Origin of the sequence: Pseudomonas sp. QL9, from assembly GCF_041409665.1 — a bacterium.
Taxonomy (GTDB): domain Bacteria; phylum Pseudomonadota; class Gammaproteobacteria; order Pseudomonadales; family Pseudomonadaceae; genus Pseudomonas; species Pseudomonas knackmussii.
This window is the reverse complement of sequence record NZ_CP166971.1, coordinates 1,857,217-1,869,764: the sequence shown is the minus strand read 5'-3', so window position 1 is coordinate 1,869,764 and position 12,548 is coordinate 1,857,217. Positions and strand designations below refer to the sequence as shown.

Sequence of the window (12,548 nt, the reverse complement as noted above, 5' to 3'; positions counted from 1 at the left end):
GGATCAGCTGAACAGGCGGCGCTGCTCGGGAACCGCTTGGCGACGCACTGCGGCCCAGATCGCGAAGAGCACCGCCAGCGTGCCCAGCGGCCACAGGCGCCAATGCAAGTACGGCGTCAGGCCCTGCATCGGGGTGACTTCGCCGTGCAGCACGCCTTGCTGGAACTGCGGAATTTCCTGCGCGATGCGACCTTGCGGGTCGATCAGCGCGGTCACGCCATTGTTGGTGCCGCGGACCATCCAGCGGCCAGCTTCCAGGGCGCGCATCTGCGCCATCTGCAGGTGCTGCAGCGGGCCGATCGAGGTGCCGAACCAGGCGTCGTTGCTGATGGTCAGCAGCAGTTGGCTCTGTGCGGCGAGCCCCGCGGCGAACTCCGGATAGACCACTTCGTAGCAGATGAAGGGGGCGATGGCGTAGCCCTTGGCCTTGAGCAGTGCCTGGTCGTCCGGGCCGCGGGCGAAGTCGGACATCGGCAGGTCGAAGAAGCTGATCAGGCCGCGCAGCAGGTCCTGCATCGGCACGTATTCGCCGAAGGGCACCAGCTTCTGCTTGAGGTAATCGCCGCTGCCGTCGCCGACCACGGTGATGCCGTTGTAGTAGTGCACGCCGTTGGCGTCGCGCTGGCGCACCGGTACGCCGGTGATCAGCGCGGCGCGCTTCTGCTTGGCCAGGTCGTCGAGCATCGCCAGGTAGTTGCCGGCCAGGTCCTTGAGCACGGGGACGGCGGTTTCCGGCAGGACGATGAGGTCGACGTCATGCTGCTCGGCGCTGAGGTCGCGATACAGCGCCAGCTGCGCGTTGACCTGCGCCGGGTCCCATTTCATGTCCTGGGCGATGTTGCCCTGGATCGCCGCGACATGCAGCGGCGAGCCGGCCGGGGTGGTCCAGGCGTGGCCCTTGAGGGCGATGCCGGCGGCCCAGGGGGCTAGCAGCAGGACCAGGCCGAAGACCATGCGCGCCGGGCGGTAGGTCAGTTGCGGCAGGTTCACCAGCAGCGCGCCGCACAGGGCGATGCTGAAGGAGATCAGCCAGACGCCACCGACTGGCGCCAGCCCCGCCAGTGGGCCCTGCAGCTGGCTGTAGCCGGTGTAGAGCCAGGGGAAGCCGGTGAGGAACCAGCTGCGGAACAGCTCCAGGCCCAGCCACAGAGAAGCGAAGGCGAGTGCGTCGCTGACCGGCGCATTGTCGCGGCGCAGCATGCGCACCCAGAGCCAGGCGGGCAGGGCGAAGAAGAAGGCTACGCCGGCGCTGAAGCCGCCGACCAGGAAGCCGGCCAGGGCTGGCGAGGCGCCGCCGAAGTCGTGGATGCTGTAGTAGATCCAGCCGGTGCCGGCGAGGAAGGCGCCGAAGCCGTACCACCAGCCGCGCCAGAGCCCCGAGCGCGGGGTGACGCCGCGCAGCCCGAGGTAGAACAGGGCGACCGAGAGCAGGGCCAGCGGCCAGATGCCATAGGGCGCCAGGGCCAGCGGAGTGATGGCGCCGGCGGCGAGGGCCAGCAGGTGGCCCGGCCAGCCGGGACGGGTGATCCAGCGCATCGGAGATCCTTGGAAGCGATTGCGATGCGCAAGAGTAATGGAGAGACGAACGGCAGGCTACGGGGAGGGCGGGCGAAATGCCCGACGTAGCCTGCGGCGGGTTGTTGCAGGGCTGCGGATGGCTTCCCTGTAGGAGCGGGCCTTGTCCGCGATGGCCGGAGATTCCGGCGCGATTCGCGGATGAGATCCGCTCCTACAGGGAGTGGGCGTCAGTCGCGCAGCGGCGTCAGGCGCAGCAGGTGCAGGCGGCGGCTGTCGGCGTTGAGGACGCGGAAGCGGAAGCCGCCCAGCTCGGTGGTTTCGTTGCGCTTGGGCAGATGCCCGAAGGCGCTCATCACCAGGCCGCCGACGGTGTCGAATTCCTCGTCGGAGAACTCCGAGCCGAAGAAGTCGTTGAAGGCTTCCACCGGGGTCAGCGCCTTGACGATGAAGTCGCCGCTGGGCAGCGGCTTGATGTAGCTGTCTTCCTCGACGTCGTGCTCGTCCTCGATGTCGCCGACGATCTGCTCCAGCACGTCCTCGATGGTCACCAGGCCCGCCACGCCGCCGTATTCGTCGATGACGATGGCCATGTGGTTGTGGTTGGCGCGGAACTCGCGCAGCAGCACGTTCAGGCGCTTGGACTCGGGCACGAAGGTGGCCGGGCGCAGCAGGTCCTTGATGTTGAAGGCGTGGTTGTCGTCGTGGAGGATCAGCGGCAGCAGGTCCTTGGCCAGCAGCACGCCCATGACGTCGTCGAGGCTCTCGCCAACCACCGGATAGCGCGAGTGCGCCGCCTCGATGATCGCCGGGAGGAACTCGCGCGGGCTGTGGGCGGCCTTGATGCTGATCATCTGCGAGCGCGGCACCATGATGTCGCGTACTTGCAGGTCGGCGACCTGGATGGCGCCTTCGACGATGGACAGCGCCTCGCTGTCCAGCAGCTTGTTGTCGTGGGCGTCGCGCAGCAGCTCGAGGAGCTCCTGGCGGTTTCTCGGCTCATGGGCAAAAGCCTGGGTAATCTTGTCCAGCCAGGACTTATGCCCGTTGCTCGATCGGTCTTCGCTCATCTTTCCTTTGCTCGTTGGCTCTTATTCTTCGTCTGCCGCATAGGGGTCGGGATAGCCCAGTTCGGCCAGCAATTGCCGCTCCAGAGCCTCCATTTCCTCGGCCTCGTCGTCTTCGATGTGGTCGTAGCCCAGCAGGTGCAGGCACCCGTGGATGACCAGGTGCGCCCAGTGCGCTGCCGGTTCCTTGCCCTGTTCGGCGGCTTCGCGCTCGACCACCGGCACGCAGATCACCAGGTCGCCGAGCAGCGGGATGTCCAGCAACTCGTCCGGCACGTCGGCGGGGAAGGACAGCACGTTAGTGGCGTAGTCCTTGTGCCGCCAGGTGCGGTTGAGCTCGCGCCCCTCCGGCTCATCGACCAGGCGGATGGTCAGCTCGGAATCGTTCTTGCGCTGGCGTAGCGCCAATTCGCACCACTGGCGCAGCTGCGCCTCGTCAGGCAGGCCGGGGGCCTCGCTGGCGATCTGCAGGTCCAATTCAAGCATCGCGGGTTTCCCGCTGCGCGCGTTCGCCTTCGGGGCGGGTCGGCTGGCGGTTCTCGTAGCGTTCGTAGGCCTCGACGATGCGTTGCACCAGCGGGTGGCGCACGACGTCCTTGGGCTTGAAGTGGGTGAAGCTGATGCCCGGTACATCGGCCAGCACTTCCATCACGTGCTTGAGACCCGAGCGGGTGCCGCGCGGCAGGTCGACCTGGGTGATGTCGCCGGTGATCACCGCGGTGGAGCCGAAGCCGATCCGGGTGAGGAACATCTTCATCTGCTCGATGGTGGTGTTCTGGCTTTCGTCGAGGATGATGAAGCTGTTGTTCAGCGTGCGGCCACGCATGTAGGCCAGCGGCGCGACTTCGATCACCTGGCGTTCGATCAGCTTGGCCACGGTCTCGAAACCGAGCATCTCGTAAAGAGCGTCGTAGAGCGGGCGCAGGTACGGGTCGATCTTCTGCGACAGGTCGCCGGGCAGGAAGCCGAGCTTCTCGCCGGCCTCGACCGCCGGGCGCACCAGCAGGATGCGGCGGATCTGCTCGCGCTCCAGGGCGTCCACCGCGCAGGCCACCGCGAGGTAGGTCTTGCCGGTGCCGGCCGGGCCGATGCCGAAGTTGATGTCGTGGTCGAGGATCGCCTTGACGTAGCGCTGCTGGTTGGCGCCGCGCGGGCGGATGTGCGCCTTGCGGGTCTTCAGCGTGACGCTCGGGGTTTCGACCGGGTTGGCGAGATCTTCCAGGCCGGACTCCTGGAGGAACAGGTGAACCATGTTCGGGCTCAGCTCGGTTCCGCTCTGCGCTTCGCGATAGAGGCGCTGCAGGAGGTTTTCGGCAGCCTGGGTGCGCGCCGCGTCGCCGACCAGTTCGAACTGGTTGCCGCGATTGCGGATCTCGATGTCCAGGCGTTTCTCGATCTGGTGCAGGTGCTCGTCGAACTGCCCGCAGAGATTGGCGAAGCTGCGTGCGTCGAAGGGTTCCAGGGTGAAGCGGTGAATATCCAGGGGGGCGTTCAAGGTGCTGTCGATGTCGCCAGTGGCAGGAATGATGGTCGAAGAATAACCCCGGCGGCCCGTGTGGGAAAGATCGGACGCCGGGATGGGATCAGTGGTGGTCGGCCTCGACGAGGCGGCCGCGCAGCGAGTTGGGCAGCGCTTCGTAGATTTCCACCTCGGCGAACTGGCCGATCAGGCGGGGGTTGTCGCAGCTGAAGTTGACCACCCGGTTGTTCGCCGTGCGGCCCTGCAGCTGGCCAGGGTCGCGCTTGGAGTAGTCGGTGACCAGTACGCGCTGCACGGTGCCGACCATGCGTCGGCTGATCTCGAAGCCCTGCTGCTGCAGGCGCGCGTTGAGGATCAGCAGGCGCTGCTTCTTCACTTCTTCCGGGGTGTCGTCCGCGAGGTCCGAGGCCGGGGTGCCCGGGCGCGGGCTGTAGATGAAGACGAAGGAGTAGTCGAAGCCGACTTCCTCGACCAGCTTCAGGGTCTGCTCGAAGTCCTTGTCGGTCTCGCCGGGGAAGCCGACGATGAAGTCCGAGCTGATGCAGATGTCCGGCGCCGCGGCCTTGAGCTTGCGGATGCGCGACTTGTATTCGAGCGCCGTGTGGTTGCGCTTCATCGCGGCCAGTACGCGGTCCGAGCCGGACTGCACTGGCAGGTGGACGAACGGCACCAGTTGCGGCACTTCGGCATGGGCGGCGATCAGCGCGTCGCTGAACTCCAGCGGGTGCGAGGTGGTGTAGCGGATGCGCTCGATGCCATCGACCTCGGCGACCACGCGGATCAGTTCGGCGAAGTCGGCGATGCGGCCGTCGTGGGTGGCGCCGCGGTAGCCGTTGACGTTCTGCCCAAGCAGGGTGACTTCCTTGACGCCGTTCTCGGCGAGGTGGATGACCTCGGCGAGCACGTCGTCGAACGGCCGGCTGACTTCCTCGCCGCGGGTGTAGGGCACCACGCAGAAGCTGCAGTACTTGCTGCAGCCTTCCATCACCGAGACGAAGGCGCTGGGGCCGTCGACGCGCGGTTCGGGCAGGCGGTCGAACTTCTCGATTTCCGGGAAGGACACGTCCACCTGCGGTTTGCGGGTGGCGCGCGCGGCGTCGATCATTTCCGGCAGGCGGTGCAGGGTCTGCGGGCCGAAGACCACGTCGACGTACGGTGCGCGTTCGCGGATGGCGGCGCCTTCCTGGCTGGCCACGCAACCGCCGACGCCGATCACCAGCTCCGGCTTCTGCTGCTTGAGGGTGCGCCAGGCACCCAGCTCGGAGAAGACCTTCTCCTGGGCTTTTTCGCGGATCGAGCAGGTATTGAGCAGGATGACGTCGGCTTCTTCGGCCTTCTCGGTCAATTCCAGAGCGTGCTGTTCGCCCAGCAGGTCGGCCATGCGCGAGCTGTCGTACTCGTTCATCTGGCAACCGTGGGTCTGAATGAAAAGCTTCTTGGCCATGCGCGTTCGTCGGGTAAATCGAATTGGACCGCGGATTATAGAGGCGCGCAGGGCCGGTTCCTAGGGCTGCGCGCCGGCCGGCCGTGCTATGATGCGCGCCCTTTTTCGCAAAGCCGTCATCTGCCGTTCATGAACAAGCGCGAGAACCCGATCTACAAGGTCGTCTTCCTCAACCAGGGCCAGGTGTACGAGATGTACGCCAAGCAGATCTTCCAGAGCGAGCTGTGGGGCTTCCTGGAGATCGAGGAATTCGTCTTCGGCGAGCGCACCCAGGTGGTCGTCGATCCCAGCGAGGAAAAGCTCAAGGCGCAGTTCGAGGGTGTGATCCGCAGCTTCGTGCCGATGCACGCGATCATCCGCATCGACGAGGTCGAGCGTCTGGGTACCGCGAAGATCATGGAAGCCAAGGGTGGCGGCAACGTCATGCCGTTCCCGGTGCCGATGCCGGACAAGAGCTGAGTCCCGACTGATATTGGGGTATCTGTCTATTGGGCTCCCGCGTTCGCGGGAGTGACGGATCTGAGATTCGATTTCGCCTGCGTCTTCTCCGCGAACGCGGAGACCCAGAAAACAACGTGCCGTCAGGGCAGCGGCGAGAACGGCGAGTTGCCGGCGGTCTGCAGTTCGATCAGGTAGTTGCGGAAAATCTGCCCGAGCACCTTGGAGGCGATGTCCAACTCGTCCTTGCTCATCTGCTCGGCGACCAGGTCGGCGGTGTCCATGGCGTCTTCGGCGCCGTTGACCGCGGCCATCTTCAGCACGATATAAGCCTGGATGTTGTTCGCCTTGACCCCTTCGCCACGGTAGAACATGGTCCCCAGCCGCCACTGGGCCTGGGCCTGTCCTTGCAGCGAGGCTTTCTCGTACCAGCGCAGGGCAGCCTGGAAGTCACGCGGGGTGTGTTCGCCGGTGTAGTAGTACTCGCCCAGTTCGAATTGCGCTTCGGCGTCGCCGCCGTTGGCGATCTGCTGGCAGCTGGCCAGTGCCTGCTGCTGTTGCTCGGGTACGGTGTCCAGCGTGCAACGGCCGGTCGCCGGGACCAGCAGCGAGTTGCCACCCGCCTGCGCCAGCAGGGGCGAGAGGAGCAACAGGCTGCCCAGCATCAGGGCTCGACCGGAGCGGAACATGGGGAGAAGCAGCCTCCAGAATCGGGGCGGGCGCTTGGCCCGGCCGGCGGAAACGTGCCGGCCCGCACATTATGAAATAAGCGGGCGCTTCCTTACAAAGTCTTTACGGTGTTTTTCGCGGATTCGTTGCTTTGCGAGGGAACTTTTTTCGCTCGGCGTAACGCGGGGATCAATTTTACGAGGGGGGCCGACCGCGGCATGTGCCGCGGTCGGAGGGGGCTTACTTGAGGGCGGCGAAGGCGCGCTCGGCGGCGTCCAGGGTCAGTTTCAGCTCGGTTTCGCCGTGGGCGATCGAGGTGAAACCGGCTTCGTAGGCGCTTGGCGCGAGGTACACGCCGCCTTCCAGCATCAGGTGGAAGAAGCGGTTGAAGCGCGCAGCGTCGCTGGCCATCACGTCGGCGAAGGTGACGATGTCGTCCGCGCCGCTGAAATACAGGCCGAACATGGCGCCGGCCTGGGTGGTGACGAACGGTACGCCGGCGGCATCGGCGCGCTCCTGCAGACCTTGCAGCATGCGGCTGGTGTAGGCGCTCAGCTCGTCGTGGAAGCCCGGGCGGCTGATCAGCTTCAGGGTGGTCAGGCCGGCGGCCATGGCCAGCGGGTTACCGGACAGGGTGCCGGCCTGGTAGACCGGGCCGAGCGGGGCGATGCGCTCCATGATCTCGCGCTTGCCACCGAAGGCGCCCACCGGCATGCCGCCACCGACGATCTTGCCGAAGGTCGACAGGTCCGGCGTCACGCCGTAGTACGCCTGGGCACCGCCGAGGGCGACGCGGAAACCGGTCATCACTTCGTCGAAGATCAGCACCACGCCGTGCTGGTCGCACAGGCGGCGCAGGCCTTCGAGGAAGCCCGGCGCCGGCGGCACGCAGTTCATGTTGCCGGCTACCGGCTCGACGATGATGCAGGCCACGCTCTGGCCCACTTCGGCGAGGCTCCGCTCGACGGCGGCCAGGTCGTTGAACGGCAGGGTCAGGGTGTGTTTGGCGAAATCCGCCGGCACCCCGGCCGAGCTCGGTACGCCCTGGGTCAGCAGGCCGGAACCGGCTTTCACCAGCAGGCTGTCGGAGTGGCCGTGGTAGCAGCCCTCGAACTTGATGATCGCGTCTCGGCCGGTGTAGCCACGGGCCAGGCGGATGGCGCTCATGGTCGCCTCGGTGCCGGAGCTGACCATGCGCACCAGGTCCATCGACGGCACCAGCGAGCAGACCAGGTCGGCCATTTCCACTTCCAGCGCGGTCGGCGCGCCGTAGGACAGGCCGTGATCCAGTTGCTTGCGCACGGCGTCGAGTACGTCCGGATGGCTGTGGCCGAGGATCATCGGGCCCCAGGAGCCGACGTAGTCGACGTAGCGCTTGTCGTCTTCGTCCACCACGTAGGCGCCTTCCGCGTGCTTGAAGAACAGCGGAGTGCCGCCGACGCTCTTGAAGGCGCGGACCGGCGAGTTGACGCCGCCGGGGATGTGCTTCTGGGCGTTGGCGAAGAGGGTTTCGGAGCGAGACATGGCGACCTCTCTAGGATGCTGGATTCAGGCGCCGCCGGGGTGGCGGCCGCCGCGGGGAATGGGCTTAGAACAGTGCGCTGAAGGCGCGCGCGCGGCGCTCCACTTCGGCCGGGGTGTCGGCGGCGAAGAGGGCGTTGATCACCGACAGCAGGTCGGCGCCGCGGCTGATCAGTTCGGGGGCGTTGTCCAGGGTCACGCCGCCGATGGCCACCAGCGGCACGCCGGGGAAGCGGGCGCGGGCCTGCTCCAGCAGTTCCGGGCTGGCTTCGGAGGCGCCGGGCTTGGTCAGCGAATTGAAGAAGCGTCCGAAGGCGACGTAGTCGGCGCCCTCGGCGACGGCTTGCGCGGCCAGCTCCAGGCTGCCGTGGCAGGTGGCGCCGATGATCGCCTTGCGGCCGAGCAGGGCGCGCGCGGCGGCCAGCGAGCCGTCGGTCTGCCCCAGGTGCACGCTGACGCCCAGGCGCGCGGCCAGTTCGGCATCGTCGTTGATGATCAGCTCGGCGCCGTGGCGTTCGCAGAGCTCGCGCAGGGCTTCGGCCTCGCGCAGGCGGCGCGACTCGTCGGTGGTCTTGTCGCGGTACTGCAGCAGGCGCGCGCCACCGCGCAGGGCGGCCTCGACGTAGGGCAGCAGGCGGCCGTCGGCGAGCAGCTTGCTGTCGGTGATGGCGTAGAGTCCGCGGAGTTTCATGGGTGCCTCGGCAGGTGAATCAGGAGCAGAAGTCCAGCGGCAGCCGGCGCGGGATGTACTGGCCGTGGCCGGGGGCCTCGGCATCGCGCAGGGTGCGCCAGGTGTAGTCGAGCGCGCTGCGCACGGCGCTGGACAGTTCCTCGCCCAGGGCCAGGCGGCCGGAGAGGGCGCTGGCCAGGGTGCAGCCGGAGCCGTGGTAGCTGCCCGGCAGGCGCTGGCAGGTGAAGCTGTGCTGGCTGCCGTCGCGGGAGTACAGGCGGTTGTGCACTTGCGACTCGTCGCCGTGGCCGCCGGTGATCAGCAGGTGCTGGATGAACGGCAGCAGCTTCTCGGCGCACTCGTCGGCGCTGCCGTTGGGCAGTTCGGCGAGGATCCGCGCTTCGGGCAGGTTCGGCGTGGCGATGGTGGCCACCGGGAACAGGCGCTCGCGGATTGCGTAGCCGACCTCGTCCTTGCCCAGGGCGCCGCCGCCGCCGGCGCGCAGCACCGGGTCGCAGACCAGCGGCACGCCGGGCAGCGACTGCATGATTTCGAGGACGGTCTCGACCATCTCCACCGAGCCGAGCATGCCGAGTTTCACGGCGGCCACCGGCAGATCGGCGATCACCGCGCGGGCCTGGGCCAGCACCCACTCGCGGTCGAGCACGCGGAAGTCGGAAACGTCGACGGTATCCTGAACGGTCAGCGCGGTGACGGTCGGCGCCGCGTGGCAGCCTTGCGCGATCAGGGCTTCGATATCGGCCTGCAGGCCGGCACCGCCACTGGGGTCGTGGCCGGACAGGCAGAGCACTACGGGACGGGAGGTGGGCGTTTTCATGGCGCGGGAGCTTACCACTAAACCGCTGCAGACGCCGCCGCGCCACTCCATGCCGTTCATATTGGCGTGCTAGAGTTCGGCGATTCGAAATAACGTCCACAAGGCGCGCCAACACCGGGAGATGGGGCTCCCCGGCGCGACCGAAAGGGACACTGCGGGGCGACATGCGGCACTGGCTGATCCTATTCCTGTTGATTCTCTCGCCGCTGGCGGGCGCCGTGACTTTCAACGAGCACACCGATCGCTTGCCGTTGGGGCATGCCATCGATGTCTTCGAGGACGTGCGCGGCACCGCGGACATCAACGACATCACTTCGGCGGCGCTCGACGGCAGCTTCCGCCAGCACCAGCGCGACGTGCTCAATGCCGGCTATTCGCGCTCGGTGTTCTGGCTGCGCCTGGACCTGGACTATCGTCCGCTGGCCTCCACCGATCCGGCGCACTGGCTGCTCGAGCTGGCCTATCCGCCGCTGGACCACCTGGACCTCTACCTGCCCGGCGCCGACGGCAAGTACCACCTGGCGCAGCGCACCGGCGACACCCTGCCGTTCTCCAGCCGGCCGATCAGCCTGACCAACTACCTGTTCGACCTGAAGCTCGAGCCGGGCAAGCCGATGCGCGTCTACCTGCGCCTGGAAAGCCAGGGCTCGATCCAGGCGCCGCTGACGCTCTGGTCGCCCAAGGCCTACATGGAGAACCTGCCGGGCAACGTCTACGTGCTGGGGATCATCTACGGCGTGCTGCTGGTGATGATGATCTACAACCTGTTCATCTTCCTCAGCGTCCGCGACACCAGCTACCTCTACTACATCCTCTACATCGCCTCGTTCGGCCTCTACCAGATCTCGGTGAACGGCGCCGGCATCGAGTACTTCTGGCCGGACAACCCCTGGTGGGCCAACGCCGCGACGCCCTTCCTGATCGGCTCGGCCGCGCTCTTCGGCTGCCAGTTCGCGCGCAGCTTCCTGCATACCCGCGAACACAGCCCGTGGATCGACCGCACCCTGCTGCTGCTGATGGCGGTGGGCGCGCTGGTGATGGTGCTGGCGCTCTCGGCGAGCTACGCCATCGCGCTGCGCCTGGCTACCTACCTGGCGCTGGCGTTCGTCGTGGTGATCTTCAGCGCCGGCATCCTCGCCTGGCTGCGCGGCATGCGCGTGGCGCGCTATTTCATCTTCGCCTGGACCGCCTTCCTCCTCGGCGGAACCATCAACACCCTGATGGTGCTGGGCTTCCTGCCCAACGTCTTCCTCACCATGTACGCCAGCCAGATCGGCTCGGCGCTGGAGGTCGGGCTGCTGTCGCTGGCCCTGGCCGACCGCATCAACGCGATGAAGGAAGAGCGCACGCGCATCCTCCAGGAGTCCAGCCGCAAGCTGGAGCAGCTGAACCTGGAGCTGGCCAACAGCAACCGCCTGAAGGACGAGTTCCTGGCCACCGTCACCCACGAGCTGCGCACGCCCATGAGCGGGGTGATCGGTTCGCTGGAGCTGATGCAGACGGTGCCGATGGACGTCGAGCTGACGCAGTACCAGAAGACCGCCACTGGCTCGGCGCGCGACATGATGCGCATGGTCAACGACATCCTCGCGCTGATCGAGCTGCAGGCCGGCAAGCTCTACCCGCGCCGTGAGCCGTTCAGCCTGCGCGGGCTATTCGACAGCCTGCGCGCGCAGTACGCGCCGCGCGCCGAGGAAAAGGGCCTGCACTTCGTCCTGCTGCTCGACGAGAGCCTGCCGGACACCCTGGAAGGCGACGCCGGCAAGCTGACCCAGGCACTGGGCTACCTGCTGGACAACGCCATCAAGTTCACCGCGCAAGGCAGCGTGGCGCTGCGCGTCGAAGGGCGCCAGGACGACGAAGGCGTGGCGCTGCATGTCGAGGTGCAGGACAGCGGGATCGGCTTCGAGACCCCGGAAAACGATGCCCTCTACCAGCGCTTCCACCAGCTCGACGGGTCGCTGACCCGCGAGTACGGCGGCCTGGGCATTGGCCTGGCGCTGTGCCGGCAGCTCACCGAGCTGCTCGGCGGCAAGCTGAGCCACACCTCGGCGCCCGGTCGCGGCAGCCTGTTCCTCCTTGACCTGCCGCTCGGCCAGCCGGTGCAGGGGATAGCCGTGCCGCCGCCACGGCGCGCCGGCGGCCATGCGCTGCGCCGGCCGGAGCAGTGCACCGTGCTGGTGGTGGAAGACAACGCGATCAACCAGCTGGTGATCCGCGGCATGCTACTCAAGCTCGGTTACCGGGTGCGCACTGCCGACAACGGTTCGGAAGGCATCGATCTGCTGCGCCGGGAAACCATCGACGCCGTGCTGCTGGACTGCCAGATGCCGGTGATGGACGGCTTCGCCACCTGCCGGGCGATCCGCACCCTGCCGCACGGCGCCGAGCTGCCGGTGCTGGCGATCACCGCGCACAGCCACAGCGGCGACCGCGAGCGCTGCCTGGCCGCAGGGATGAGCGACTACCTGGCCAAGCCGGTGAAGTTCGAGGAACTGCAGACCCTGCTGCACGACTGGTTGCTCTGCCAGCCTGCGCAGCCCAGCCACGTCTGACCGGTCGTCGGAAGGGTGAGAGAGAAAAATTCTCGCCCGCGGACACCCGGCAAGCCTGAAACGCGCCGTACCGCCAGGGGCGCGCGCAGGGTGTTTCTGCCAAATTGCCGAAGAATCCGGCAGCGTCCGCGGAGCGGTGGCGCGTTTGCTCGCTGCGGTGACCGATCGTCGGGATGTCGCTGATTTACCGGATGATTTCCTCAGTAAATGGCTTATTGCCATTACCGTTGAGCTCCCTCAGCATTTTTGCTTTGCTGGGTTTGGAGTAACGCCTCGGCATGCTTCGTCGGTCAGTTCAGGGAGCGGCTGACTATTACAAAAAAGGGTAGGTATGCCTTGCGTGAGGAATTG

At 66.8% G+C, this 12,548-nt stretch carries 11 protein-coding genes; 2 read left to right on the top strand and 9 right to left on the bottom strand.

Annotated features, from left to right (window positions below):
- Positions 1-3: 3 nt before the first annotated feature.
- The 5 genes from lnt to miaB all read right to left on the bottom strand — a co-directional run bounded on the left by lnt (position 4) and on the right by miaB (position 5,506).
- Positions 4-1,536 carry an apolipoprotein N-acyltransferase gene (lnt, locus tag ACA097_RS08770; protein WP_371369801.1) on the bottom strand — a complete coding sequence of 511 codons (1,533 nt, stop codon included), beginning with the start codon at positions 1,534-1,536 and terminating at the stop codon, positions 4-6.
- Positions 1,537-1,745: 209 nt separating this feature from the next.
- Positions 1,746-2,585 (bottom strand): HlyC/CorC family transporter, encoded by an 840-nt coding sequence (locus tag ACA097_RS08765; RefSeq protein ID WP_043249103.1) that lies wholly within the window; start codon positions 2,583-2,585, stop codon positions 1,746-1,748.
- A gap of 21 nt (positions 2,586-2,606) precedes the next feature.
- Positions 2,607-3,068 (bottom strand): rRNA maturation RNase YbeY, encoded by a 462-nt coding sequence (gene ybeY / locus ACA097_RS08760; RefSeq protein WP_160285770.1) that lies wholly within the window; start codon positions 3,066-3,068, stop codon positions 2,607-2,609.
- Entirely contained in the window at positions 3,061-4,077 is a 1,017-nt protein-coding gene (locus ACA097_RS08755) for a PhoH family protein (protein ID WP_371369799.1), read from the bottom strand. Before ACA097_RS08755 ends, ybeY begins: the two co-directional genes overlap by 8 nt.
- 88 nt (positions 4,078-4,165) lie before the next feature.
- Positions 4,166-5,506 carry a tRNA (N6-isopentenyl adenosine(37)-C2)-methylthiotransferase MiaB gene (miaB, locus tag ACA097_RS08750; RefSeq protein ID WP_371369797.1) on the bottom strand — a complete coding sequence of 447 codons (1,341 nt, stop codon included), beginning with the start codon at positions 5,504-5,506 and terminating at the stop codon, positions 4,166-4,168.
- Positions 5,507-5,635: 129 nt separating this feature from the next.
- On the opposite strand from miaB, the gene ACA097_RS08745 reads away from it, so the two are divergent.
- A complete protein-coding gene (locus ACA097_RS08745) occupies positions 5,636-5,965 on the top strand; it encodes a DUF1820 family protein (protein WP_043249109.1) in 330 nt (109 codons plus the stop codon).
- Positions 5,966-6,087: 122 nt separating this feature from the next.
- Here ACA097_RS08745 and ACA097_RS08740 read toward each other — a convergent pair whose 3' ends face one another.
- The 4 genes from ACA097_RS08740 to ACA097_RS08725 form a co-directional block, all read right to left on the bottom strand.
- Positions 6,088-6,633: a tetratricopeptide repeat protein gene (locus ACA097_RS08740; protein ID WP_043249111.1), complete on the bottom strand. Its 546-nt coding sequence runs from the start codon at positions 6,631-6,633 to the stop codon at positions 6,088-6,090.
- A 220-nt stretch (positions 6,634-6,853) separates the two neighbouring features.
- Positions 6,854-8,137: a glutamate-1-semialdehyde 2,1-aminomutase gene (gene hemL, locus ACA097_RS08735; RefSeq protein WP_371369794.1), complete on the bottom strand. Its 1,284-nt coding sequence runs from the start codon at positions 8,135-8,137 to the stop codon at positions 6,854-6,856.
- 64 nt (positions 8,138-8,201) lie between these two features.
- A complete protein-coding gene (thiE, locus tag ACA097_RS08730; RefSeq protein WP_371369792.1) occupies positions 8,202-8,825 on the bottom strand; it encodes a thiamine phosphate synthase in 624 nt (207 codons plus the stop codon).
- Between the two features lie 19 nt (positions 8,826-8,844).
- Entirely contained in the window at positions 8,845-9,642 is a 798-nt protein-coding gene (locus tag ACA097_RS08725) for a hydroxymethylpyrimidine/phosphomethylpyrimidine kinase (protein WP_043256871.1), read from the bottom strand.
- Between the two features lie 164 nt (positions 9,643-9,806).
- On the opposite strand from ACA097_RS08725, the gene ACA097_RS08720 reads away from it, so the two are divergent.
- Positions 9,807-12,197, top strand: a complete 2,391-nt coding sequence (locus ACA097_RS08720) for a hybrid sensor histidine kinase/response regulator (RefSeq protein WP_160285774.1) — start codon at positions 9,807-9,809, stop codon at positions 12,195-12,197.
- The last annotated feature ends 351 nt before the right edge of the window (positions 12,198-12,548 follow it).